The organism is Kribbella sp. NBC_00382 (assembly GCF_036067295.1).
GTDB lineage: Bacteria > Actinomycetota > Actinomycetes > Propionibacteriales > Kribbellaceae > Kribbella.
In genome coordinates, this window is sequence record NZ_CP107954.1 from 4,711,911 (window position 1) to 4,736,512 (window position 24,602).

Genomic DNA, 24,602 nt, shown 5'->3' on the forward strand with positions numbered 1-24,602 from the left:
ATGGTGGTCCAAAGAAGGGCTGCTTTAGTGGTCCATAACTTGGCTCTTGCCGAGCTACACGATGCTGCCGGCCGCGAGGTAGTTCCGCCAGCTGCCGTAGGCGGTGATCTCCTCTCCGACCGCGTCGGCGGTGCAGACGAAACCCAGTACTTCGGTGCCGTCGGCAAGTTCCAGCGGGCCGATCGCGAGGGGTGGTGCGATCGTGGACAGGAAGCCGCCGAGCTCTTCGGTTGGCAGACGCCAGACCTCGACCTCGATGCCCAATCCGTCGACCGGCGGAGTGGTGCGGGTCAGGCCGGGGCGTGGCAACGGTCCTGGTACTACGAACATGCGGTAGCCGCGGGCGGTTCTCGCCTCGAAGGCGAGGGTGGCGCCCCGGAGTACGAGGTCGTTGTTGAGGGGTTGGCCGGAGAGGTGGGCGCCGGCGACGGCTAGGAGGATGCCGGGTGTGGGTGGGGCGGTTGGTTGCTCACCGCACCAAACGGCGGCGAGGTCGATGATCTGGTGATCGTGGTCGGCCGGGGCGAGGAGCTGTACGCCGAAAGGCAGTCCGTCGGTGCGTGCCGGGCCGGGGAAGGCGATTGCGCAGAGGTCGAGGAGGTTGACCATGTTGGTGAAGCGGCCGAGCCGGCTGTTGACGCCGATAGGGTCCGCGGCCACCTCGGCGAGGGTCGGATGGGTCTCCGTCACGGGGAGCAGCAAGGCGTCGATCTCGGTCCACAGCGGCTCGGTTCGGCGTCGCAGTTCGGCTAGTCGGTCGAAGCCGGCGAAGGTTTCGGAGGCGGTCAACGCGGCGCCTTTGCGCACGATCGCGCGGACGGTCGGATCGACGGCTGGGTCGTCGTCGAGCTTGTCGCCGAAGGCTAGCCAGCGCTCGGCGAGCCACGGTCCGGAGTACAGGAGGTCCGCCGTTTCCAGCAGGGCGGTGATGTCGACCGGTACTACGTCGCCGAGTTTCGCTGCTTGGTCGAGGGCTTCGGCCCAGGCCTGCTCGTGCAGGGGATCGAGGCCGAGTGGCTTGTCCGGTACGCCGATGCGCTGGGTGCCGGTCGGTTGGGTGGCTGGTGTCAGCTGGCGGGAGTACGGGTCGGCGGGGTCGTAGGCGGACATCACCTCGAAGGCTCGGCGGGCCGTGTCGACCGTGCGGGCGAAGACGGTCACGCAGTCGAGCGAGCGGCAGGCCGGCACGACGCCGCTGGTGGAGACGAGGCCCTTGCTCGGTTTGATACCGACGATTCCGTTGAAGGCGGCGGGGACGCGTCCGCTGCCCGCTGTGTCCGTGCCGAGGGCGAAGTCGACCTCGCCGGCCGACACCGCTACGGCGCTTCCCGCGCTGGAGCCGCCTGAGATGTGGTGCTCGGAGAAGACGGAGTGCGGGGCGCCGTACGGCGAACGGGTGCCGACCAGGCCGGTCGCGTACTGGTCGAGGTTGGTCTTGCCGAGGGGGACGGCGCCGGCCTCGATCAGGCGGTCGACGACGAAGGCGTTTGTTGCTGCGGGCATCGTGTTGCGGGGGTCGCCGGCGGTGGTCGGTACGGCGTACAGGTCGATGTTGTCCTTGATGGCGAAGGTCATTCCGTGCAGGGGACCTGGGCGGGGTTCGGTCGGGTCGACGCGGGTGATCCAGACGGTCATGCGCCCCACCTCGCGCGCTCGGCGTCGAACGCGGCGCGGCGTTTCGCGCGCAGACTGACGATGTCCATCGGTGCCTCCTGTTCGATCGCGCGGACGTCGGCGATCGAGAACGTTGCGGGTTGTACTTCGAGATCCGCGCGGCCGGCCTTGATGTCGGCGCGTTGCCGGGCGAGTTCCTCGGTGCTGACGGGGGTGAACCTGATCTTGTCGAACTGCCTGAGCAGCCAGGGTTGTTCGTCGCGCTCCGAGAGCCGCCAGACGGGGACGGTGCGGCCGACGAGTTGGTAGCCGCCGGGGCCTTCCATGCCGTAGATGCAGAGGTAGATACCGCCGATCCCGACGGCGTTCTGCGGGGTCCAGGTGCGGGCCGGGTTGTACTTCGTAGTCACCAGCCGGTGCCGCGGATCGATCGGTACTGCGACGGGTGCGCCGAGGTAGACGTCGCCGAGCCCGACGACGAGGTAGGTCGCCTCGGCAACGATATCGAAGACCTCGTCGCGCTCGTCGAGATCGTTGACCCGGCGGATGAACTCCACGTTGTCCGGACACCATGGCGCATCGGGTCGCACCGACGCCGCATACCTCCGCATCGCCTCATGCGCCAACGGATGATCAAACGCGATCGGCAGGCTGACCTCCCGAGCCGGCAACACCACAGTCTCCGGATCGGCCAGCCCTTCAGCCAGTACGCCGAGCCGCTCGGCCAACTCTTTAGGCGCCAACCGCCCGGAGTCGACCGCGATCAATACCGACCTGACCCCCTCGACAATCTCAGTCACCCCGTCGAGAGCCTCCGCCCGCAATGCCTCCGCAAGCAGGTGAATCCACACCCGCACAGTCAGATCGAGCTCGAGAGACCCCGCTTCAACCAGCAGGTGCCGCTCACCGGCGAGCCTGATGGTGTACGCCGATGAGCCGCCGGGCTGGCCGGGGTGGAGGGGGTGGTGGTGGAGGGCGAGTGGGCGGGTTGGGGTTGGGGTGGTGGGAGGTTGGGGGTGCTGGTCTTGGCGGAGGTCGGATAGCCAGGTGCGGCGGGTGTGGATTGCTTCGGTGGCTTCCTCCGGGGTGACCGGGTGTAGGTGGACGGTGTCGCCGGGGCGGAGTTGGCCCAGTTGCCACCGGTCTGCCTCGATTACCACTGCGGGGACCACGAAGCCGCCCAGGGAGGGGCCGTCTTTTCCTACTATTACTGGGGTGTCGCCGGAGAGCATGATGCCGCCCACCGGGTAGGCGGAGTCGTGGACGTTGGAGGGGTGGAGGCCTGCCTCACCACCATCGGTCCGGGACCACTGGGGGATGGGGCCGACCAGGCGGATGCCGGTGCGGTCGGAGCGGTGGTCGATTGTCCACACCGTGGAGAAGAACGACTCCACACCTGAAGGGGTTAGATGTTCGGGGGCACCGTGGGGGCCCGGGATGACTCGCAACGTCCACTCAGTAGTCAACGCAGGCAGGGTGATCGTTGCTGGGGGCACCAGGTTTTCGCGGCGGCCCAGGGGGAGGGAGTCTCCGGCGAGGAGAGCACGTCCGTCCAGGCCGCCGAATTCGCCGAGGATGAAGGTTGAGCGACTGCCAAGTACTCGGGGTACGTCGAGACCGCCTTCAATTGCGACATAGCCGCGCATTCCAGGGCCGTCTAGCGGGCCGACATCGAGTAGAGAGCCTGCGGTCAGGCGGGCGACCGTACCGGGGCGAAGGTGGTAGCCGTTGATGGTCGCCCGAGTGGCGGCCCCTCCCACGCAGACCAATCGGTCCTCGTCCAACTGCAGTACGGGACCGGCAACGACGCATTCCAGGCCGGCAACCTGAGAAGGGTTCCCGACGGCCGCGTTCAGTAGCGCGAAGGTCAGTTCGTCCACAGCTCCGGACGGTGGTACGCCGACGTCCCACAACCCCTGTCGCCCGTCCAGATCCTGCACCGTCGTCTGCATGCCTGGGGCAACGACCAGAGCGCGGGCCATCAACCCCACCAACCGAGCAGCTGCACAGGGGTCGGATCCCAGCCGTTGCAGGGGTTGTTGATCTGCGGGCAGTTGCTGATCAGCACGAGCACATCCCGCGACGCCGTCAGCTCAACATACTTGCCCGGCGCCGACAGTCCGTCATCAAACTTCAGCCCACCCGAAGGAGTGACCGGTACGTTCATGAAGAAGTTGATGTTGTGCCCGAGCTCCCGCTGCCCGATCCCCGCCGCGGCGCCGTACCGGAGGAAGGTCTGCCGACACGCGTGCTGATGCCGCGTGTGCTCCCCATAGCGGATGACATTGCTCTCCTGCGAACACGCGCCACCCACCGTGTCATGCCGGCCGCACGTGTCGTCCGTGATCACCGCAAGCTCATCCAGCCGCGTCGACAACAGCCGCGAGCCGGTCGTCAGAAACACAGCACCTTGCGCCCGCATCGTGTCGAAGGCGGAGTAGCGGTTGGCAACATCAGCCGCGTCGTAGAGCAACGTGTCCACAGCCTGGTTCCCGTGCAGATCAACGATCCGCAGCCGCCCGCCAGCCGGCACGGGGACCAAGGCCCCGTCCCCAGCCGCGACCGTCACATCCAAAGCCGTCAAGTCCAAGGTCGTCACAGCGCAGCCCTCCGAGTCATCTCGAGCGCTCGGCCGGCCTCATCACGCAAAGGCTCCGGCCACGGCCCATCAGCGACAGACACCTCGACCGAAACCCCTGCGGCAGGCAGCCCGGACAGCAGATGCGCAGCCGTCGACACGAAGATCAGCAGGTCGGCAGCGGTTCGCAATACGACGGAATCGCCCGCCACCGCGTGCCCCGGCACATACTCCATCGAGGCGCGCGAGTCATCGGCGATCCCCACCTTGGAGAAGAAGTTGATGCTCCCGTGCAGATCAACCTCACCCAACCCGTACTTCGTAAGCTCGACCACCAACCCATCTCGGGAGCCAATGCCGGCCAGGCAGTCGTGCCACTCCAAGCTCGACTCCACGACGGAGGCGAGCGCGAACCCACGATCCGACATCAACACCAACCCCGACCGGATGCACGCCGACATCTGCGCCTTCAACGTGTCCGGCACATTGAGCCGATCGACCCGGTCCGCCGCGACGATCAGCACCGAGGCATTCGCTGAAGGACCGAGCGCCGTCAACCGCACCAACCGATCCGCGCGTACAGGAAACGACCACACCGCGTCAGCAGGAATCTCATGTTGGTAGCTCATGCGTTCTCCAGCACCGGCTGAGCGATCGCAGCGTGGTACCGCCCGCGCTGCACCCGGTACGTCACCAAGCCCGCCAAGCCAGTGACGACGAGCGTGACCAGAGGCAGGTAATGCAGATACCACCCCTCACCGGCCGGGTCGTAAACCTCCGACCGCGGCCAAGCCAGGTTGACCGCCATCGCAAGCCCGTAGAGCACGGCGACACCGTTCACCAGCAGCCCGAACCGCCCCAGCGAGAAGAGCTTCTTCCCATCCTCATCGACCCCGGCCGGCACTGGATCACCCGTCAACCGGCGTACGAACAGAGGCAGCGTGACCATCAGATACGCCAGGTAGAGCAACATGATGCAGACACTCGTCAGCCCGAGGAACAGCCCCGCGTTGCCGACGTTGACGAGCAGACACACGGCCGCGCCGACCCCCGGTACGACGGTCGCGAGCAACGGCGTACCGGTACGCGGCGACACCTGCCGCAGCTGCGCCGAGAACGGCAGCACGTTGTCACGCGCCATCGAGAAGATCATCCGAGCTGCAGCGGTCTGAATCGCGAGCGTGCACACACAAACCGCGAAGGCGACATCAAGCAGCAACAGCTTGCCGGTCGTCGACCCAAGACTGCTGGTGAGCACGTACGGCAGCCCCTGCACTCCCAGCGTCCCGTCGGTCACCGAGGGCGCGGCCATCAGCGCGGCCACGATCAGGAACGCGCCACCGATGCCCGAGGCAACGACCGCGCGGATGATCGTCCGCGGCGTCGTCGCCCGCGGCTTGTGCGTCTCCTCGGACAACTCACCCGCACTGTCGAAACCGACCAGCACATACGCCGCCATCAACGCGGAGATCAGCAGCGGTACGACGTACCCGGTGCTGTCGTCCAGCCCGGTCGTGTGCAGTACAACGGATGGGCCGCGCTTGGCGTGGCCGGTCAGCAGGATGACCATCAGCACGACACCGATGAGCTCGCAGGTGACGCCGACCGAGTTCACGATCGCGGTGACCCGGACGCTGACCGCGTTGAGCGTTGTCGTGACGACCAGCAGAAGGCAGCCGAGCAGTACTGCGTTCGAGGCTCCATCGCGGGAGGCGAGCGAGGGATCCGTGCCGATCAGCTGGAACCCACTCCACACTGCCGGCAACACCACCTGCAACGCGATCGCGGCCGCCGCGACTGTGATGATCTGCGCGACGATCATCGTCCAGCCGGCGAACCAGCCGACGACGGCGCCACCGAGCCGACGCGACCACTGATAGATCGCGCCCGACAGTGGATAGCGAGCGGCCAGCTCGGCGAAGCACAGCGCGACCATGAGCTGCCCGGCCAGGATAGCGGGCCAGGTCCAGAAGAACGCAGTACCGCCGAAGCCGAACCCGAGACCGAACAACTGGAAGACGGTGGTCAGGATCGAGACGAAGGAGAAGCCCGCGGCGAAGGACGCGAACGTCCCCACCCGCCGGGACAACTGCTGGTCGTAGCCGAAGTTGCCGAGATCTTTGGCGCTGGTGCTGTCGACCGCGGCGGGGTCGAGAGTAGCTGACATTCCGGTCTCCGAATGCTCAGCCCGGAACGCGCACGGCAGCCCGGGGCCATCAAGGCCTCCCGGGCTTTTGTCCCGCCGTGGAACGGCTCCGGCGGACCGGTGCCGTCTCCCCTCTCGGACCAGTCCTCCGGTACTTCCGGAGCGGAACCCTAGGGGCGCCCCGCCCTCGTCGGCGGGTCGTCAACCAGTCCACGGCAGCCGTGTTTCACCCCAAGCCACCGCTCGTAACGTCCTGATGAACACAACCTCACGCCCACCGGCTGGCTCCACGCACAGCTGTGAGGACGACTGACGTACACCGATAGCGTCATCTGACGGGCGCGAGGGACACGGCCCGGCTCCTAACTTCCAGGTATGGACATGAAGCTAGAGGTAGTGGTCATCCCCGTCAGTGACGTCGACAAGTCGAAGGCCTTCTATGTGGAGCTCGGTTGGCGGCTCGACGCCGACTTCGCCACCGAGAAGGGCTTCCGGGTCGTACAGGTCACGCCCCCGGGCTCGGACGCCTCGGTCATCTTCGGCGACGGCGTTTCCAACGGCGAGCCGGGCTCGCTCCAGGGGCTGCAGTTGGTCGTCAAGGACATCGAGGCGGCGCGGGAGGAGCTCGTCGCGAAGGGTGCCGACGTCAGCGAGATCTGGCACGACGCCGACGGTGTCTTCCACCACGCGGGCGACGCGAACCGGGCAGCCGGTCCGGACCCCGAGCGTCGGAGCTACGGGTCGTGGCTCTCGTTCAGCGACCCTGATGGCAACGGCTGGGTCGTCCAGGAAGTCGTCACCCGGCTGCCGGGTCGCTGACCGGCCCGGTCGGCGAGGGCTGGGATCATGGGTGGCATGTCAATTACGGAGTACGACGTCATCGTGCTGGGCGCGGGCGCAGTCGGGGAGAACGTCGCCGACCGGGCGGTCCAGGGCGGTCTGACCGCGGTGATCGTAGAGAGCGAACTGGTCGGCGGCGAGTGCTCCTACTGGGCGTGCATGCCCTCGAAGGCGCTGCTGCGTTCAGCGCAGGTACTCCGCGCTGCGCGACGCGTGCCCGGCGCCGCGCAGGCAATCACCGGTGAGCTCGACGTCCAGGCCGTGCTCGACCGCCGCGACGACTTCACCAGCCACTGGAAGGACGACGGCCAGGTGAAGTGGCTGGACGGGGCCGGCATCTCGCTGGTCCGCGGCCACGGCCGGATCACCGGCGAGAAGCAGGTGACCGTCGGGGACCAGGTGCTCGCTGCACGGCACGCCGTCGTCATCTCGACCGGCTCCGACTCGCTCATCCCGGACATCCCGGGCCTGCGGGACGCCGACCCGTGGGTGAGCCGCGACGCAACCAGCGCGAAGACGGTCCCGACCAGTCTCGCGATCATCGGTGGCGGCGTCGTGGCGGTCGAGATGGCCTCGGCGTACGCGGGCTTCGGTACTGACGTCACCGTGATCGCCCGCAGCGGGCTGCTCGAAGCGATGGAGCCGTTCGCCGGCGAGCAGGTCGCCGAGGGACTGCGTGAGCTGGGCGCCACCGTGCTGCTCAACACGGGGACGAAGAACGTGAAGCGGCTCGACGCCGAGGTCGTGCTGGAGCTGAGCGACGGGTCGACCGTGTCCGCTCAGGAGGTACTGGTCGCGACCGGCCGCACTCCGCGTACCGGGGACATCGGGCTGGAGAACATCGGGCTCGAGCCGGGCAGCTGGCTCGATGTCGACGACACGCTGCTGGTGCGCGGGTTCGATTGGCTGTACGCCGGGGGCGACGTCAACCATCGTGCGCTGCTGACCCACCAGGGCAAGTACCAGGCGCGTGCCGTCGGCGACGTGATCGCCGCCCGCGCTCATGGCAAGCCGGTGTCGGATGCGCCGTGGGGGACCCATGTGGCAACGGCGGATCACCAAGCCGTACCGCAAGTGACCTTCACCGACCCGGAGGTCGCGTCGATCGGCCTGACCGCGGCTGCCGCGGAGAAGGCGGGGTACCAGACTCGTGTCGTCGACTACGAGATCGGCAACGTGGCGGGTGCGAGCGTGCACGCGGACGGCTACAAGGGCACTGCCCGGATGGTGGTGGACGAGCAACGCAAGGTGATCCTCGGGGTCACCTTCGTCGGGCCGGATGTCGCCGATCTGTTGCAGGCGGCAACTGTTGCGGTGGTCGGCGAGGTTCCGCTCGACCGGTTGTGGCACGCGGTACCGGCGTACCCGACGATCAATGAGATCTGGCTGCGTCTGCTGGAGACGTACGGGCGGCCGTGACTTCTGCCGGCGCCCGGCGGGCGACCGTGAACCAGACGATGGCCGCGCACAGGATGCCGGTGGCAACGAAGACGAACGAGCGAGGGTAGGAGTCGGTCCGCGCGCCGCCGCAGATCGCACCGATGGCGGCGAGCGCGAGGACGATCAGCGTCCGCGGCGTCGCCATCGGCTGGGCTTTCGGCAGCAGTCGGGTGGCGATGCCGTACCAGAAGCAGGCGACCAGAGTTGCGCCGATGGCGTCGCTCGGGCGGTGCCAGAGGAGAGCCACTACAGCCGCCCCGATGAGCGCCAGCCAGACAGTTCCTATGGTGGCGACGTACGGGCGGGCGCGTGGGGTTGCGACCAGGATCGCGCCGAGCACCAGGCCGGCGACGATGGCGACGTGGCCGCTGGGGAAGCTCGGCTCGATCTCCGAGATCGGTGCGCCGACGATGTCGGGCCGGGGCAGGATCGTGGTGTGCAGGAGCTCCGTACAGGCGATTGTCGCGACCGGTACGCCGACGCCCGCGACGGCGAGAATCCATTGCCGGCGGAGGAGGGTGACGAGCATGATCAGCGTCAGGCCGGCGACGATGGTGAGCTCTTCGAGCTTGAGCGGCGGCGGGCCGACGGAGTACACGATGCGGTAGATCCAGGCGGGATCGGCGTACCCGACGAGCAGGGAGTTCTCGGCGCGCTGGCCCCAGGGCGTGCAGATGGCGACGACGTAGAGCGCCACCAAGGCGATGATGGACTTCATGTGAGCTTGTTGTTCCTTCTGGTGGCCAGGATCAGCGCAGGCAAGGTGACGGCCAGTGCCAGCAGGACGGTCGTGCTCGGTTGCGGACGGAAGCTCAGCATGGTCGGGTCGGTCAGGATCGCCCAGGTCCGGACGACCGCGAAGAAGGCCACCGGGATGGTCCAGCGATAGTCGCGGGTGACGATCGTCGCCCAGCCGGCGCCGACCACGAGCGCGACCTCGAGCAGGAACTGACCGCGCTGGAACCACGGGTTGTAGGAGGCGACCTGAAGACCGCCGGCGACGAACATCGCGAAGACCACCGGGATCAGCCAGCCGTACGACCGGCGCGGCACAGCCCTGCTCACCGCGAGCGCCATGGTTGCCAGTAGCAACACCAGCGGCAGGAAGACGTCGTTGTTCAGGATCGGAGCGCCGAGGCCGTAGTAGCTTCCGCCGACCACTCCTTGAACGCCGAAGATGGTGGATCCGCTGGGCGTGACGCTGGAGTAGATCATCGCGGCGACGGCCGGTACTGCGATCCAGGCCCGGCCGCGCAGCAACGCGACGAAGGCGATCAACGGGAGCAGGCCGTAGGGGAGCAGCCGGTCGTAGGCGGCTCCGCCGACCGACCAGGGGAGCCAGCCGTTGAAGTGGAAGTTGATCGCGTGCGGCGACGGGTCGATGTGCAGCGTCCAGTTCCAGACGTCTTGCAGATAAGGGGTCAGCGCGAGGAGAGCGAGCCAGAGGGCGGCCAGTTGGAGGCCGCTCCGCCACCAGGAGCCGGACTCTGCCTCTTCGGTGATCCGGGCCTGGAGGCCGCCTCGCGCGAGAGTGATTGCCTCGTGCAACGGTGGCCACTCGCGACCGGGGTGGACCTCCTCCAGCGTGGCCAGCAGTTCGTTGCCGTGGGCATCGTGGTAGGACTTGGGATAGACGCGGAGCATCAGAGGATTCACGCTTGGGCCGTCCGTGGGGTGCGGTCGATGACGACGTGGGCCGCCTGCTGCATGCGCTGGGCTTCGCGTTGCAGGCTGGCGTTGCCTTCGTCGGTCAGGCGGTAGTACCGGCGGGCGCGGCCGTCGACGATTTCCTCGTGGTCGGCGGTCACCAGGCCGGCTCGCTCGAGCCGTTCGAGGGCGCCGTACAGGGTGCCGACGGCCAGTCGGAGCCGTCCGTCGGTGGCTTGTTCGGTGGCCTTGATGATGCCGTAGCCGTGCAGTGGACCGTCCAGAAGGGCGGCCAGCAAGAAGTACTGCGACTCGGTCAGCGTCGGGTGTTGGTTCCTCACATCGCCGAGTATATATCGGCCTGCGAAGTATCGAGGCGGTGGGGTGGCTGGGCATTGACGATGGGTTATCTGTTAGGTAACTTTCCTAACAATTCTCCCGACCCGCCCCCAGGAGTTGGTCACGTGTCCAGACGGATCCGAAATTCCGCAGTCTTGTTATCGCTAATGCTCGTAGTCGGCGTCAGCGTTGGCAACGCGACCGCGGGGACCACAGCGGATGTGCTGTTGTCCCGGCAGAAACCAGTCCTCACCTCCAGCAACGAAAGCTCCTCACTGACCGGTGACAAGGCCGTCGACGGTGTCGCGACGACCCGCTGGGCCAGTGCCGAAGGAGTGGATCCGCAGTGGATCCGCGTCGATCTCGGGCAGCCGGCCTCGGTGACCCGGGTCAAGCTGACCTGGGAAGCCGCCTACGGCAAGGGATACCGGATCGAGGTCTCCGACGACGGCACCAACTTCACCACGATCAAGACGGTGACCAACGGCAACGGGGCGACCGACGACCTGACCGGCCTCACCGGCCACGGCCGGTTCGTCCGCCTGGTCGGTACTGCGCGGGGCACCGCCTACGGCTATTCGCTGTTCGAGCTGGAGGCCTACGGCACCAACGACTCCAGCGGCGACACCCAGGCCCCGACCGTACCGACGGGCTTGACGGCAACGGCTGTGACCGCGACGACCGCCAACCTGTCCTGGACGGCGTCGACGGACAACGTCAGCGTCAGCGGGTACGACGTACTGCGGAACGGTGTCGTGGTCACGACGGTCAGCGGCACGCAGTACAACGATTCTGGGTTGACGGCCAACACGTCGTACCAGTACTCCGTCCGCGCGCGGGACCTGGCCGGCAACGTGTCGGCGGCGAGCGCCGCGATCACGGTCAAGACGGGCGCCGGTGGTACCGGGGCGTTCGTCCTCGCCGCGGCGGGTGACATCGCCGACCAGTGCACCGCGTCCTCGTCCGACTGCATCCACCCGAAGACCGCGAACCTGGTCGATCTGATCAAGCCGGCCAACGTGATCACGATGGGCGACAACCAGTACGACGACGCGCATCTGTCCGATTTCCAGAACTACTACGACAAGTCGTGGGGCCGGTTCAAGTCGATCACCAAGCCGATCCCCGGCAACCACGAGACGTATGACGACCCGGCGTACAACGGGTACGACAAGTACTTCGGGTCAGCGATCGCGAAGCCGCAGGGCAAGCGGTACTACAGCTGGGAGAAGGGTAACTGGCACTTCATCGCCCTCGACTCGAACGACTTCGTCAAGGAGTCCAAGACAGCCGCCGAGCCGGCCCAGCTCACCTGGCTGAAGGCGGACCTGGCCGCCAATACCAAGGGGTGCATCGCGGCCTATTACCACCACCCGCGCTTCAGCTCCGGCGACCACGGTGACAACCCGGACGCCGCTCAGCTCTGGGATGTCCTGTACGGCGCGAAGGTCGACCTGGTGCTGAACGGCCATGACCACCACTACGAGCGTTTCCTGCCGCAGAACAAGTCCGGTCAGCCCGATCCGAACGGGCCGGTGGAGATCCTCGCCGGCACCGGCGGCAAGGAGCTGTACCCGCTGAAGACGTCGCACCCGGCGACGGCCAAGCTGCTCGAGACCTTCGGTGTGCTGAAGCTCTCGATGACCGACACCACCTTCCAGGGCCAGCTGATCGATCTCAACCAGCAGGTAGTGGACAGCAGCCCGACCTACACCTGCCACTGACAGGCCGGGCTCATGTATCTCGCCGAGACTCGCAGTAGCAGTCCTTCTGGCCGGACTGGCCGCGTGTGGCACAGGGTGCCGGCGAACGTGCTGGCGCTCGGCGTGGTCAGCCTGGTCACCGACATCTCCTCGGAGATGGTGACGGCGATCCTGCCGCTCTACCTGGTGATCGGGCTCGGCCTGAACCCCTTGCAGTTCGGTCTGCTGGACGGGCTCTATGCCGGGGCGACCGCAGTACTGCGACTCGTCGGCGGGCACGTGGCCGATCGCTGGCGGCAGCTCAAAGCCGTCGCCGGCATCGGCTACGGACTGTCAGCGATCTGCAAGCTCGGGCTGCTGGCGGCCGGATCCTCGGTCGCGGCGATCGGGGGAGTGCTTGCGGTCGACCGGGCCGGGAAAGGCATCCGTACTGCGCCTCGCGACGCGCTGATCTCGTTGAGCACCGAGCCAGCGAAGTTGGGTCGTGCGTTTGGTGTTCATCGGGCGCTGGATACCTTTGGCGCGTTTCTCGGGCCGCTGGTGGCGGCTGGGGTGTTGTGGGCGAGTCTGGGTGACTTCAACGCAGTCTTCGTCGGCAGCTTCTGCATTGCTTGTTGTGGGGTGCTCCTGTTGGTGTTGCTGGTCAAGGATCATCCACGGCCGGGGCCGGCGATGGCTGTGCCTTTGCGGGGGATGCTGGGGTTGCTGAGCATCAAGGCCTTCCGGCGGTGTTGCGGGTGGGCGGCGATGCTCGGGCTGGTGACTATCACCGACTCCTTTGTCTACCTTGCGTTGCAGCGGCGGTGGGAGGTCAGTACTGCGCTCTTCCCGCTGCTGCCGATCGGTACGGCTGGGACCTTTCTACTGTTGGCTATTCCGCTTGGGCGGCTGGCTGATCGGGTTGGGCGGTGGAAGCTCTTCCTGGCTGGGCATGGGGCTCTGGTGCTCGCATTGCTGTTGCTGTGTGGGCCGGTGAAGAGTCCGTGGTTGGCAGTGGCGGCGTTGGGGTTGCATGGCGCCTTCTACGCGGCTACTGACGGAGTACTGCCTGCTGCGGCTGGGCCGTTGCTACCTGAGCACTTGCGGGCTAGTGGGTTGGCGCTGCTGCAGACGGGGCAGGCGCTGGCCCGGATGGTGTCGGCGGTGTTGGTAGGTCTGGTGTGGACGCTGTGGGATCTCCGGCCGGCCCTGCTGCTGACTACTGCGGCGCTGCTGGTGGTCACGATCGCTGCTGCCTTTGTCCGGCCTTGGTCTTGGAAGGAAGCGCGATGAAGAAGATCCTCGCTGGTGTGTTCGGGATGCTGTTGCTGCTCGGGGCGGGGACGCTGTACGTGGTACAGGCGCGGGGTGGCGGTCCGGCGGTCAATGCGCGGCCGGTGGTGTCGGGGCAGGTTTTGATTGCTCCGGGCAACTTGTACTTCCGGAACCTTGCGTCGGGGCCCGATGAGGGGAAGCTGGCGGTGGTACCGGTTGGGGATCCGGCTGGTGCTCGGCGGGTTGGGGACTTGCATTGCGATCGGTTCGCAACGGCTCGGTCGACGAGCATCTGCTTGCGGTTGAAGCCCGGTTCGTTGCCGCCGCTCACCGAGATGCTCGTGCTCGGTCCGGATCTGGCGGTCAAGCATCAGGAGACATTGCCTGGTACGCCGAGCCGCGCCCGTGTCTCGCCCGACGGGAACATCGTCAACTGGACCGTGTTCGTCACCGGCGACTCGTACTCCGCGACCGGCTTCTCCACTCGTACCGGCCTGTACGACCTGAAGGCCGGCCAGTTGGTGAAGAGCATCGAGGAGCTCCCGGTCTTCGTCGACGGCAAACGCTACTTCGCCTCCGACGTCAACTTCTGGGGTATCACCTTCGCTGCCGACGGCAACAAGTTCTACGTGACGCTCGGCAGCAAGGGAAAGACCTACCTCATCCAAGCCGACTACCGCGAATACCGAGGCGACGCCATCGCCCAGAACGTCGAATGCCCTTCCCTGTCTCCCGACGGCCGCCGAATCGCCTACAAACAGAAGAACCCCGACGGCACTTGGCGCCTGGCGGTCCTGGACCTCACCACCCACCAGGTCACCCACCCCGCCGAGTCCCGCCCCCTTGACGACCAGCCCCTCTGGCGAGACGACAAGACTCTCCTCTACGCCCTCCATCACGACAACACCTCCGCCATCTGGTCCGTCCCTGCAACCGGGGCCGGCACTCCCACCCTCCTAATCCCCGACGCCGCCTCACCTGCGACCCGCTAGATCGTCGCTACCTGAGGTAGGGCTGGTGTGGATGCGGGGCTGGTGTGGTGAGGATGACTGTGGTTCGCGGGCTCCCGCTGCGGGAGTGTCCTAGTCGAGTCAGCGCGCGTCAAGAGCGCTGCGCGTCCCTTCGGGATCGAACGAGTTCGACTCTTGACCCGCACTGTCTCGACCAGGGAAGGACGCAGCTATCGGGATCCCGCGGAGGGGTCTGAGCCCCAGGGTCCACTTGGCCAAGGCGGGCCGTGTTGCGGGGTGACGATGGCGAGGCGGCTCGTGCGGCGGGGTAGCGATGGCGAGGCGGGTCGTGTAGCGGGTGGCGATGGCGAGGCGGGTCGTGTTGCGGGGTTGCGGTGGCAAGGTTGGTCGGGTGGGGTGGTGGGCCGGTTTGGGCGACTTTGTGCTTGACGTGAGCAGATCTGCGGCTGGGAAATGCTCGGGTGGTGCACAGGGTGCCTTAGGCAACTGGTTTGGGGTCGGGTTCGCTGCCGGGTCGGACGCCAGGGCATGCCTAACTCGGTGGGCAATCGCTTACCTCGGCGTGTCGGGGCCGTTTGCGGGGGTTGTGTATGCGGGGCGGTCCGCCGGTGCCCTTCGGTTGTGGTGCGACAGGTGTGTTGGTGGGGATGGTGCTGTCGTGGGGCGTCGGATCGGCGTGATTGGGCTGATCGGGGGTGGCTGGCGGGTTTTGGTGCCGCTGGCGTGATGCTTGACGCCAGCGACCCGAAAACCTGCCAGTGGCCGGCAAGCAAGGCCGCAACGACGGTGGTGCCCCACCCATCGGGGCTGGCTGTGCTCGTCGCGGGCCGCGACACGGGTCGGCCGGGCGTTGGTGGTGAATGTGTCATTTGTTGCCGGTCTTGTCAGCGGCTCCGGGATAGCTGCGTCTTTCCCTGGTCGTGGTGGTGGGTGTCAAGGGTCGAACTTGTTCGATCCCGAAGGGACGCGAAGCGCCCTTGATACCCACCGGCTCGACTAGGACACTCAAGCAGCCCGGCGACGCGATCCAGAGTCCCTCACCGCACCAACCCCGAATCCACAGCACCCCAAGGCGTCCGCGCCTTAGGGTTTGTGGATGGACGAGTTGCGGCTCCGCCCGCTCCGACCGGCCGACGGACCGGGGTTTGCTGCCTGGGGTTTGGATCGGCGGTTCTGTGAAGTGGCGGGGTGGCGGCTGGATCGGTCGCTGGCTGGGCATGAGGCGCATTGGCGGTGGGTGATTGCGGAGCCGAAGGCGGATCACCTGCGGCTGGCGGCCGTGCTCGGCGAGGAAGTGGTGGGGTACGTCGACTTCGCGGGGAGTGAGGTCGGGTGGCGGGAGCTCGGGTACGTCGTGGGGCCGTCGGCTCGGTGGGGGCGGGGGGTCGGAGGGGCCGTGGCGCGGGCCGGGGTCGAGTACGGGTTCGGCGTACTGGCTCTGCGGGAGATTCGGGCCGAGGCGTTGGATGCGAATGTTGCGTCGGTGCGGATTCTGCAGTCCCTCGGGATGACCGAGACCGGACGGGGTGAGGACGACTCGTTCCTTGGGGAGCCGAGCTTCTACCGCAGGTTCCGGCTCAGCAAGGCCTCCGCTGACGGCACCTATGCTCGTGTCCACAAGCTCGCAGGAGGAGTCTGAGGACCGATGAGCAGAAGCAAACCGGTCGACAACGTGGCCGCCCTGCCGATGACGCTGCGGCCGGGGTGGTGGTCGCAGTACGAGGAAGAACTCCGGATCCAGGCCACCGTCAGCGACCTGTACTTCGATCTCGCCGCCTGCCCGGACCGCGAAGAGTTCGCCGTGCTCCCGGCAACATTCTGGAGATTGAGAAGGAACCTCGGGGGGCTCCTGGCCTGTCTAGTAGGTGAAGGTGGTTGAGAGAGCGGGGGTGTTGTGGGCGGGGACGAGGACTTCAGCGACTACGTGGCGGCGCGTTGGGTGAGTCTGGTGCGGTCGGCTGTGTTGCTGGGGTGTTCGCCGGTCGAGGCTGAGGATCTGGTTCAGAGCACGCTCGAGCGGTGTCTGCTCAAGTGGGACAAGGTGCGGGTTGCCGAGGACCGCAACGCCTATGTGCATCGGGTGCTGATCAATCAGTTCGTCTCGTCGCGGCGGCGCCGCTGGACCGGGGAACGGCCGGCGGCGGTACTCCCGGACGTGCCCGGTTCGGATCAGACCGAAGGAGTCGATGACACCGACGCGGTGATGCGGGCGCTCGACCGGCTGGGCAGAGAACAACGCACCGCGGTCGTACTGCGGTACTACGCCCACCTGAGTGAGCAGCAGATGGCCTCGGTGCTCGGGGTCGCGGCCGGAACCGTGAAGAGCCGGCTGGCCCGCGCTCTGAAGACGCTGGCCGAAGACCCGAACCTGGCAGAACTGCGAGGAATCTGATGAACGAATCCCAGCTCACCGAGCTGCTCGAACGAGCCGGGCAACGCACCGCCGTCGGCCCGGCCCCGATCGACGCGATGCGTGCGGGCGCCACCCGTCGCAGGCGCCGTCGGACCGCCGTCGTCTCCCTGGCCGCCGCGGTGAGTGTGATCGCGGCGGTCGGCGGAACCGCGATGCTGGTGACGCCCGGGGACAGCTCGCAGAAGGTGCCGGCAGCAACGAACGGAACGAACCAGCCACCCAAGGCGACCAACCCGGTGCCGACGGCAACCAATGAGGTGCCGCTCACGACGCGGCTGGTGGGGCTCGGGCATGTCGCCATCGAGATACCGGATGAGTGGGGGACCAATCAGGCCAGCTGTGGCACTCCGCAGCGCGACACCGTCCTGATCAACGGGTGGATGACGCAGCTGTGCGCTGTGCCCCGACCCGCCGGCGTGGAGAGCGTCGAGGTGGGCGATGGTGAGCCGGGGCCGGCGTACCGGTACGGCTTCGTACCGGACGAGGAGTTCCAGATCGACGGTGTCCGGGCCCAGCGGCAGCGGACGACCTGTAGGCCGAACCCCGGCGGGCCTCAGGTCTGCCGGGGGATCGTGTACTTGCCGTCGACCGGGGTCTGGTTCGCTGTGGAGTCGTCGACCAGCGCCGCCACGGTCGACAGCATTCTCCGGCGAATCGTGTTGATACCGAGTCGGGTCGGCGTACCGGAGCAGCACGGCGTGACGTCGAAGGACGACGGGAGTTCGGGGCGCAAGTACGCGGATCTCCTGCGTGGGCTCGGGTTGCGGGTGAGGACCGAGACCGTGAACTCGCCGAACTACACGCCGGGCGAGCTGCTCAAGGTCGAGCCCTTCCCCGGGACGATGCTGCCTCTTGGGGCAGCGGTCACCATCACGGTCGTCGCCAAGCGCTGATTGCTGGGAAACTGGAAGGCATGGCCGACTTCGTTCCAGGACTTGAGCTGAGCCGACTGTTCTACACCGAGGCGGTGCAGCCGATCCTCGGCTCGAAGTTTCCGGTACTTCCGTACAGCGCGGCGTTGATCGGGCGGGGCTCGGAGGTGCTCGGGTTCGACGACGAGGTGTCGACGGATCACGACTGGAAGCCGCGGGTACTGCTCTTCCTGCGCGAGGAGGACCCGGCCGTCGGCGAGACGTTGCGGCGCGAGTTGCCCACGGAGTTTCGGGGCCGGTCGATCGACGTGGCCGCGCGCGGCGTGCTCGCGTCGGTCGAGGTGCACACAATCGGCGGGTACTTCCGGGACGCGCTGAATATCGATGTGGATGGCGAGATCACGGCCGACGACTGGCTGACCTTTCCGGAGCAGACGCTTCGGACGCTGACCGCGGGTGCGGTTCATCACGACGGGGCCGGGCTGCAGGACGTCCGGGATCGGCTCGCCTTCTACCCGCGCGACGTCTGGCTCTATCTGCTCGTCGCCGGCTGGTGGCGGGTTCATCCGGAGATCAACCTGGTCGGCCGCACCGGCTCGATCGGGGATGAGCTGGGGTCGGCGCTGATCGGCGCACGGTTGGTCAGCGACCTGATGCGGCTCTGCTTCCTGATGGAGCGGCAGTACGCGCCGTACTCGAAGTGGTTCGGCACGGCGTTCGCCCGGCTCGAGTGCGGTCCCGAACTCCAGCCGATCCTGGCCGAGGTGCTTCATGCCAGCACTTGGCAGGAACGGGAGAGCGCCCTCAACACGGCGTACGAGAAGCTCGGCGCGATGCACAACGCGCTGCAGTTGACCGAGCCGATCACCGTCGGCGTCGAACAGATGTGGGACCGCCCGTTCAAAGTCGCCTGGGCCGACTACCCAGACTTGCTAGCGGCCCAGATCCAGGACCCAGCCGTACTGAGCATCCTCAAGAGATGGCCGGTCGGCCCGGTCGACCAGTTCCGCGAGCTGCTCTGGCGGCCGCACAACCGCACCCGCCTGCTCCGCGTCTTTGAGGCCGAATGACAGGAGCCCCGGGCCGACCGGCCCGGGGCTCCTGGTTCTACTGCTTACTCAGGCGAAAGTCACTCGCCGACGAGCAGTGGACCGCCGCTGCCCGTGTAGAGGAAGTGCACCAGCGCATCGTTGGTCGCCGGGGCGGTACCGATGGTGTTCATGACCGTCTTCGAGCCGACCGCCTTGCCCATGGCGTACACGGTGACCGTGTTGGCGGTGTTGTCGAAGGCGCTCAGCATCGTGGCGTTGCCACAGCGCTGGGCGACCAGTTGGTCGTACTTCTGGAAGCCGCTCGCCCGGACCGCCTTCAGGGTGCCCTTGAAGGTACCCGTCACCGGGAGGTGGATCGTCCAGAGAGCGCCGGCCTTGGTGGTGGCCAGCAGGGTGTCGTACGTCGGCGCCGTGGCGATCACCGTGATCGCCTTGAACCCCTTGTACCCCGGTGCGTGTCCAGCACCGACGACCGGACCGGTCGGTCCGTTGACGCGGTAGCGGTAGAGCGAACCGTTGGTGTTCAGGCCGTACAGGAACGTGTGCTCCTGGGTCGTGCCCGGCACCCAGTAGTTGGCGCTCGTCAGGGTGGTGAATCCGCCGTAACCGCCGCCGAGGATCTTCGAGCTGACCTTCGGGGTGGTCGAGTTGTTGTAGTACGTCTCGGCCCCCGCGAGCAGGTTGCCCGCTTGCAGCACGAAGCCCGACCAGTAATACACGCTGGCCGACGGCTCCCAGTAGTACCAGCTGGAGCTGGCGCGCCCGGAGAACAGCTTGAACGAGTTGTACTTGTGCACATCCAGCGGCCTGGTGGCAGTGATCCCGTACGGGCTGTTCCTGGCGTCGGGGGTGATGGTGCCGACATCGGTCTCGCAAGCCGCCGACACGGCCTTCGCTTGCGCGGACCCCTGCGCCAGCGCCCGACCGTGCACCGGCTCAGGCTTGCCCTGCACCTCCGCGGTCGCCTGCCCGGCAACCGCAGCCCCAGCAACCAGACTGAGCCCGGCCACCACGACGGCGAAACGACGAATTCTCATCTGCGGTCTCCCTTGACTACTCGCCGATCAGCGACAGGCTGCCGCTGCCCGTGTACAGGAAGTGCGTCAGCCCGTTGTGGGTGGCAGGCGCGCTGCCGATCGTGCTGATAACCGTCTTCGAGCCGTTGGCCTTGCTCATGGCGTAGACGGTGAGCGTCTTCGCCGTGTTGTCGAAGCCGGTGAGCAGCGTGCTGCTGCTGCAGCGCGAGGCGACGATCTTGTCGTACTGCTTGAAGCCGGTCGTACGAACTGCCTTGAGCGTGCCCTTCAGCGGAGCGGTCACCGGGAGGTGGATCGTCCACAGGGCGCCGGCCTTGGTGGTGGCCAGGATGGTGTCGTAGCCGACCGTCTCGGAGATCACGGTGATCGACTTGAACGAGCCGTAGCCCGCCGCGCTGCCGTAGCTGGTGACCGGACCGGTCGGGCCGTTCACGCTGTAGCGGTAGAGCGAGCCGTTGGTGTGCAGGCCGTAGAGGAACAGGTGCGGCCGCGTCGTGCCCGCCACGTAGTAGTTGGAGCTGGTCAGGGCGGTGAAGCCGCCCCAGCCGGCGCCGAGCTTCTTCGAGCTCGTGGTCGGCGGGTTGGTGGTGCCGTTCTTGTACGTCTCGGCGCCGGCGTACAGGTTGCTGCCCTGCAGCACGAAGCCCGCGTAGTAGTAGATGTTGGCCGGCGTGCGCCAGCCGTACCAGGTCGAGCTGGTACGGGCGCCGAACAGCTTGAACGGCGCGAAGTTGCTGACCGTCAGCGGCTTGGTCGCGGTGATCCCGTAGCCGGAGTTGATGCCCGCGGCGGTGATCGCGCCGACCTCGACACCGCAGGCGGCCGCGGCGGCCTTGGTCTGCGGGGTTTGCGCCGCGGAGTGTCCGAGCGTGGTGCTCGGACGGGGCTCGCTCTGTACGCCCGCGCTGGCCTGACCGGCCGCTGCGGCCCCCGTGACCAGGCTCAGCCCGGCCACCGCAAGAGCAAAACGACGAATTCTCATCTGCAAAGATCTCCCTTGGTACTCGATGCCCCCCGAGGGCCTCTCGCATCGACGAATGTCCGCTCACCCTAGCGAGTCAGAGGTCTAAACCAGTCCGCGGTTGCAGCTACCTGCAGTCGGGTGCCGACTGTTGCTGCTCGGTCGGCCGCTCCGCCAGCCGCCGTTCACCTGCGCTCCATCCGAGCGCAAGACGCTGCAAGCCGCCCCATCGGCACGTCTCCCGTCCGATCGTCCGAGGGACCACTGATGCACCCGCCGGTACTCCGCGGGTCCACGGTCGTGCATGCCGTGACCCGTGCCTTCGCCGTCCTACTGCTCGTTCTGCCCTGCCTCGTCCTGCCCTGCCTCAGCCAGGCGCAGAGCGCGATCGCGGCCGACAACCCGCCCTGGGAGATCAAGCCGGCGGCCAACATCTTCGGGGCGAAGCGCCCGAGCTTCAGCTATGCCCTGCCGCGCGGCGGCCAGTCGCGGGACGCGCTGCTCATCGTCAACAGCAGCCGGATCCCGCTGACGGTGACGCTGTACGGCGCCGACGCTTTCACCACCGACGACGGCAGCATCGACCTGCTGAACGCGGCGGCCAAGTCGAAGGGCGTCGGGGCCTGGGTCCAGCTCGATGAGACCACTGTCCGGGTCCCGCCCGGCCGCACCGTCGACGTACCGTTCCGTCTCGCGCTCCCCGACAGCGCGGCATCCGGCGACCATCTGGGCGGAATCGTCGCGCTGGTGAAGCAGGCCGGCTATCCGGACCGGCTGGCCGCCGTCAAGATCCGGCTGCAGGTGAGCGGAGAGCTCAAGCCGGCCCTGTCTGTCGAGGACCTGAAGGTGCACTACGCCGGTACTCCGAACCCCTTCGGCCAAGGCAGTGTCGCCGTCACCTACACCGTCCGCAATACCGGCAACACCATCGTCGCGGCCCGCCAGGCAGCCGCTGTCACCGGTCCTTTCGGCGTCTTCACCGCCGGCCCCGGCCAACTCGCCGACTCACCCCTGCTGCTCCCCGGCGGGTCCTGGAAGGTCGCCGCCGACATCCCCGGAGTACCACCGGCCCTCCGCCTGACCGGAACGGTCAGCGTCGTACCGGTAGCGAAGACTGCCCCTCAACCCACCACAGCCGCCACTGCTCACGTCCTCACCATCCCGTGGACGCTTCTCCTCCTAGTACTAGCCTGCGCAGCCGTCCTAACCCTCGCCATCCTCAGCCGCCGCAAGCGAAAGAGGCCGGCCCACGCCAGATGAGCTCACTCGCAGAGGGCGCGGACTGCTTCCAGTTCGGCGTCCACGACGGCCATTTGCGCGGTGATGGCGTCCTCCGGCGCATCCGCGGGGAACTGCAGCGTGAACTGGTACTCGCTACCGGTGCCGTTCGGTAGTACCCGGCTGTAGGCGCCCTGGCCGGGATCGTCGGCCGAGAGGATGTCGACGGTGCCGTGTTCGCGCGAGGAGCGGACCACGATCCTCGCCTCGCCCTGCTCGTTCTCGATGATCCAGTGGTCACCGGCCGGACGCGCGGAGCGGGCGAAGCCGGGTGCCCAGCGGGGGAAGGCGGTCGGGTCGGAGACGAGGTCGAAGACGGTCTCCGGCGAGGCCGCGATGGCGATGGACCGGGTGTGACTGCTCTTCAGATTAGTAGGCATATGTAGATCATATGCACCTGCTTATGATTGTTCAACGCCTATCATCCGAACCATGCAGCGCGAAGATCTGGGATCGCTGTTCGGACGGATCACCCGGCGGCTGTACCTCGCCGAGGAGCCGTTGCTGCGCGCGCACGGGCTCTCGATGTGGGGGTACGGCGTCCTGACGCACCTGGCCAAGGAGCCGGCGATCAACCAGCTCGGGCTCGCGACCGCGATCGGCTACGACAAGTCGCGGCTGATCCCGTTGCTCGACGGGCTGGTCGAGGACGGCTTGGTGGTCCGCGAGCAGGACCCGGCGGACCGGCGCAACCGGCTGGCGCAGTTGACGCCGGCGGGTGAGGCGCGGCTGGCCGCGGTACGGGCTGAGATCCGGGCGATGGAGGAGGAGTTGCTCGGCGAGTTCAGTGCTGCCGAGCGGCGGTCGCTGATCGGGATCCTGACTCGGCTCGCGGACTAGCCGGTGATATCGGCGGCGGTCTTCTCGGCGTCGGCGCGGGTGAAGTTGGAGCTGATCTGAACCTTGCCACCGGGGATCGCGGACATCACGGCCGGGGCGGTGACGACCTTGCCACGGACGACGATCGCGAGCTGGTTCTGCGGCGGGGTCTTGGTGGCGAGCCCGGCGGTGAGTTGCTCGAACGACTTCGAGCCTTCGTCGTCCAGGGTCAGGTTGACCACCCAGGTGCTGTTGTTGCTCGGCAGGGCGGCCTCCACCTTCGAGACGTGGGTGCCGTCGAGGGCGACCGTGCCGAGCGTGTAGCGGGTCCCGTCCGAGCCGCAGGCGGTTCCATCAGGGGAGGCCGTCGTCGAGGCGCTGCAGCCGTTGGGTTCGGTCTTCAGGACCGGTCGGAACTGCACGGCCTCGGGTGTCGAGGGGCGGGTCGCGACCTTATCCACGGCCGGCTTGTCGTCGTTGTTACGCAGTAGGACCACCGCGCCGATCGCCAGTACGACGATCAGTACCAGGCCCAGCACGCCGATCAGGATCAGTGGTCCTCTGCTCCGCTTCGGCTGTCCGGCGTACGGAGGTCCGTACTGGGGCGGCCCGTACTGCGGGGGTGGCGTCTGCTGGGACATGTCTGCAGATGCTACGCGTCGGCGGGTGCAATCCGCCGATCGTCAGCAGGTTCGGCGGACGTACTTGGGGTCGCCGGAGGTGGTGACGTCGAGGTCGCGGCGGACGATCGAGAGTTTGTTGCCGAAGGCATCGCATGCTTTGCGGAGGCCGGCGTCGGTGTACTCGATCACCAGGACATTGTTGCCGAAGGCATCGGCGTAGGCCGCGCATTCGCCGTACTCGCCGCACTCCTCGGCGACGGCGAAGTCGAGGCCGACGGCTTTGCGGTCGACGGCTAGGTCGGCGGCGTTCTTCTGGCCGATGGCGAGGTTGCGCGAGTGCGCGTGGGTGGCCAGCAGGGTGAGCAGATCCTTGGCCTGGTTGGCGCTCAGCAGGTTCTGCGACCGGGTGTAGCTGTCGTAGTTGTCCGGCTCGACGGCTTGGTAACCGTTGGCCGCGCAGTCGTCGATCCAGCCGTTGACCTTGGCGGCGATCCGCTCGCGCTTGGCGGCGGTTCTCAGGTCGAGCAGCGGTTCGTTCCAGTCCTCGTCGATGATCGTCTTGCCGCTGCCGTCCTTGAGGAGGAGGTCCGGATCCCAGTCGTCCTCCTCGCCGGGTTGGGTCTGGAAGGCGTTGATGTAACAGACGTTGTAGAGGCCCTTGATCGCCGGGGCAGTGCGGTCGCGCGTCACGATCCGCACGCCGGCGGGTGGGGGATAGGGCCCGCCCAGTTGGTAGTCGAACCCGACGTGCAGGGGCGGCGCCTTGATCACGGCGGCCGGCGGACCAGCTGTCGGAGTACCGGCTGGCGTGCTGACTGCGGCCGGTTCGTCCTGATCCGATGGCCGGTTGAGGAGATAGACGAGTCCGGCAAGGACCAGGACACCGCCGAGCAGGCTGATCAGGAGAAGGCGGACGCGCGGGGGAACAGCAGGCAAGGTGATTCCAACCGCTAGGGGTCCGGGTACGACGCATTGTCGCCGCTGGGAAGTTCCGGAACCGGGAGAGGGGTGTGCA

25 protein-coding genes and 1 riboswitch are annotated in these 24,602 nt (G+C 67.1%); of the genes, 12 read left to right on the forward strand and 13 right to left on the reverse strand.

The features are described from left to right. Positions 1-54: 54 nt before the first annotated feature. Genes atzF through OHA70_RS22790 form a run of 5 tightly spaced genes read right to left on the reverse strand, consistent with a single transcriptional unit; the run spans position 55 to position 6,359 of the window. Positions 55-1,635, reverse strand: coding sequence for an allophanate hydrolase (gene atzF / locus OHA70_RS22770; RefSeq protein ID WP_328320828.1), 1,581 nt, complete (start codon positions 1,633-1,635; stop codon positions 55-57). After that, the gene (locus tag OHA70_RS22775; RefSeq protein ID WP_328320829.1) at positions 1,632-3,596 is read right to left on the reverse strand and encodes a 5-oxoprolinase/urea amidolyase family protein; all 1,965 of its coding nucleotides are present in this window, start codon (positions 3,594-3,596) and stop codon (positions 1,632-1,634) included. The genes atzF and OHA70_RS22775 overlap by 4 nt, the downstream gene beginning before the upstream one ends. Then, a complete protein-coding gene (locus OHA70_RS22780; protein ID WP_328320831.1) occupies positions 3,596-4,213 on the reverse strand; it encodes an urea amidolyase associated protein UAAP2 in 618 nt (205 codons plus the stop codon). Before OHA70_RS22780 ends, OHA70_RS22775 begins: the two co-directional genes overlap by 1 nt. After that, complete coding sequence (locus OHA70_RS22785) at positions 4,210-4,821, reverse strand: DUF1989 domain-containing protein (protein WP_328320833.1); 612 nt, start codon at positions 4,819-4,821, stop codon at positions 4,210-4,212. The genes OHA70_RS22780 and OHA70_RS22785 overlap by 4 nt, the downstream gene beginning before the upstream one ends. After that, complete coding sequence (locus OHA70_RS22790; protein ID WP_328320835.1) at positions 4,818-6,359, reverse strand: amino acid permease; 1,542 nt, start codon at positions 6,357-6,359, stop codon at positions 4,818-4,820. The genes OHA70_RS22785 and OHA70_RS22790 overlap by 4 nt, the downstream gene beginning before the upstream one ends. Positions 6,360-6,413: 54 nt before the next feature. Further along, a riboswitch (guanidine-I (ykkC/yxkD leader) is annotated at positions 6,414-6,523 on the reverse strand. Positions 6,524-6,713: 190 nt separating this feature from the next. Between OHA70_RS22790 and OHA70_RS22795 the strand changes: the two genes are divergently transcribed. Beyond that, positions 6,714-7,157, forward strand: coding sequence for a VOC family protein (locus OHA70_RS22795; RefSeq protein ID WP_328320837.1), 444 nt, complete (start codon positions 6,714-6,716; stop codon positions 7,155-7,157). Positions 7,158-7,193: 36 nt separating this feature from the next. After that, positions 7,194-8,597 carry a dihydrolipoyl dehydrogenase family protein gene (locus tag OHA70_RS22800; RefSeq protein ID WP_328320839.1) on the forward strand — a complete coding sequence of 468 codons (1,404 nt, stop codon included), beginning with the start codon at positions 7,194-7,196 and terminating at the stop codon, positions 8,595-8,597. Here the strand turns inward: OHA70_RS22800 and OHA70_RS22805 are convergent. Genes OHA70_RS22805 through OHA70_RS22815 form a run of 3 tightly spaced genes read right to left on the reverse strand, consistent with a single transcriptional unit; the run spans position 8,551 to position 10,606 of the window. After that, positions 8,551-9,336, reverse strand: a complete 786-nt coding sequence (locus tag OHA70_RS22805) for a phosphatase PAP2 family protein (protein ID WP_328320841.1) — start codon at positions 9,334-9,336, stop codon at positions 8,551-8,553. The genes OHA70_RS22800 and OHA70_RS22805 overlap by 47 nt on opposite strands. Beyond that, complete coding sequence (locus tag OHA70_RS22810; RefSeq protein WP_328320843.1) at positions 9,333-10,274, reverse strand: hypothetical protein; 942 nt, start codon at positions 10,272-10,274, stop codon at positions 9,333-9,335. The genes OHA70_RS22805 and OHA70_RS22810 overlap by 4 nt, the downstream gene beginning before the upstream one ends. Continuing rightward, positions 10,271-10,606 carry a PadR family transcriptional regulator gene (locus OHA70_RS22815; protein WP_328320845.1) on the reverse strand — a complete coding sequence of 112 codons (336 nt, stop codon included), beginning with the start codon at positions 10,604-10,606 and terminating at the stop codon, positions 10,271-10,273. Before OHA70_RS22815 ends, OHA70_RS22810 begins: the two co-directional genes overlap by 4 nt. A 165-nt stretch (positions 10,607-10,771) precedes the next feature. On the opposite strand from OHA70_RS22815, the gene OHA70_RS22820 reads away from it, so the two are divergent. The 8 genes from OHA70_RS22820 to OHA70_RS22855 all read left to right on the forward strand — a co-directional run bounded on the left by OHA70_RS22820 (position 10,772) and on the right by OHA70_RS22855 (position 18,887). Next, positions 10,772-12,328 carry a discoidin domain-containing protein gene (locus OHA70_RS22820; protein ID WP_328320847.1) on the forward strand — a complete coding sequence of 519 codons (1,557 nt, stop codon included), beginning with the start codon at positions 10,772-10,774 and terminating at the stop codon, positions 12,326-12,328. A 63-nt stretch (positions 12,329-12,391) separates the two neighbouring features. Beyond that, entirely contained in the window at positions 12,392-13,579 is a 1,188-nt protein-coding gene (locus tag OHA70_RS22825) for an MFS transporter (RefSeq protein ID WP_328320849.1), read from the forward strand. Then, entirely contained in the window at positions 13,576-14,553 is a 978-nt protein-coding gene (locus tag OHA70_RS22830) for a TolB family protein (protein ID WP_328320851.1), read from the forward strand. Before OHA70_RS22825 ends, OHA70_RS22830 begins: the two co-directional genes overlap by 4 nt. 1,075 nt (positions 14,554-15,628) lie before the next feature. Then, the gene (locus OHA70_RS22835; RefSeq protein ID WP_328320853.1) at positions 15,629-16,171 is read left to right on the forward strand and encodes a GNAT family N-acetyltransferase; all 543 of its coding nucleotides are present in this window, start codon (positions 15,629-15,631) and stop codon (positions 16,169-16,171) included. A gap of 6 nt (positions 16,172-16,177) precedes the next feature. Beyond that, positions 16,178-16,411, forward strand: coding sequence for a hypothetical protein (locus OHA70_RS22840; protein WP_328320856.1), 234 nt, complete (start codon positions 16,178-16,180; stop codon positions 16,409-16,411). 15 nt (positions 16,412-16,426) lie between these two features. Then, on the forward strand, positions 16,427-16,924 hold the full coding sequence (locus OHA70_RS22845; protein WP_328320858.1) for a SigE family RNA polymerase sigma factor: 498 nt from the start codon (positions 16,427-16,429) through the stop codon (positions 16,922-16,924). Continuing rightward, on the forward strand, positions 16,924-17,838 hold the full coding sequence (locus OHA70_RS22850; protein WP_328320860.1) for a PASTA domain-containing protein: 915 nt from the start codon (positions 16,924-16,926) through the stop codon (positions 17,836-17,838). Before OHA70_RS22845 ends, OHA70_RS22850 begins: the two co-directional genes overlap by 1 nt. A gap of 20 nt (positions 17,839-17,858) precedes the next feature. After that, complete coding sequence (locus tag OHA70_RS22855; RefSeq protein ID WP_328320862.1) at positions 17,859-18,887, forward strand: DUF4037 domain-containing protein; 1,029 nt, start codon at positions 17,859-17,861, stop codon at positions 18,885-18,887. A gap of 59 nt (positions 18,888-18,946) precedes the next feature. Here OHA70_RS22855 and OHA70_RS22860 read toward each other — a convergent pair whose 3' ends face one another. Both OHA70_RS22860 and OHA70_RS22865 read right to left on the reverse strand, forming a co-directional pair. After that, positions 18,947-19,906, reverse strand: a complete 960-nt coding sequence (locus OHA70_RS22860; RefSeq protein WP_328320863.1) for a hypothetical protein — start codon at positions 19,904-19,906, stop codon at positions 18,947-18,949. Positions 19,907-19,922: 16 nt separating this feature from the next. Then, positions 19,923-20,888, reverse strand: coding sequence for a hypothetical protein (locus OHA70_RS22865; RefSeq protein ID WP_328320865.1), 966 nt, complete (start codon positions 20,886-20,888; stop codon positions 19,923-19,925). Between the two features lie 246 nt (positions 20,889-21,134). Here OHA70_RS22865 and OHA70_RS22870 point away from each other — a divergent pair, with 246 nt between their 5' ends. After that, positions 21,135-22,127, forward strand: a complete 993-nt coding sequence (locus tag OHA70_RS22870) for a WxL protein peptidoglycan domain-containing protein (protein ID WP_328320867.1) — start codon at positions 21,135-21,137, stop codon at positions 22,125-22,127. 2 nt (positions 22,128-22,129) lie between these two features. Here the strand turns inward: OHA70_RS22870 and OHA70_RS22875 are convergent, their stop codons facing one another. Continuing rightward, positions 22,130-22,525: an SRPBCC family protein gene (locus OHA70_RS22875; protein WP_328320869.1), complete on the reverse strand. Its 396-nt coding sequence runs from the start codon at positions 22,523-22,525 to the stop codon at positions 22,130-22,132. Between the two features lie 52 nt (positions 22,526-22,577). Here OHA70_RS22875 and OHA70_RS22880 point away from each other — a divergent pair, with 52 nt between their 5' ends. Further along, complete coding sequence (locus tag OHA70_RS22880) at positions 22,578-22,985, forward strand: MarR family winged helix-turn-helix transcriptional regulator (protein WP_328320870.1); 408 nt, start codon at positions 22,578-22,580, stop codon at positions 22,983-22,985. Here OHA70_RS22880 and OHA70_RS22885 read toward each other — a convergent pair. Together OHA70_RS22885 and OHA70_RS22890 are read right to left on the reverse strand one after the other, a co-directional pair. Then, positions 22,982-23,605: a SecDF P1 head subdomain-containing protein gene (locus tag OHA70_RS22885; protein ID WP_328320872.1), complete on the reverse strand. Its 624-nt coding sequence runs from the start codon at positions 23,603-23,605 to the stop codon at positions 22,982-22,984. The genes OHA70_RS22880 and OHA70_RS22885 overlap by 4 nt on opposite strands. Positions 23,606-23,647: 42 nt before the next feature. Further along, positions 23,648-24,523: an endo alpha-1,4 polygalactosaminidase gene (locus tag OHA70_RS22890; protein WP_328320874.1), complete on the reverse strand. Its 876-nt coding sequence runs from the start codon at positions 24,521-24,523 to the stop codon at positions 23,648-23,650. Positions 24,524-24,602 lie beyond the last annotated feature (79 nt).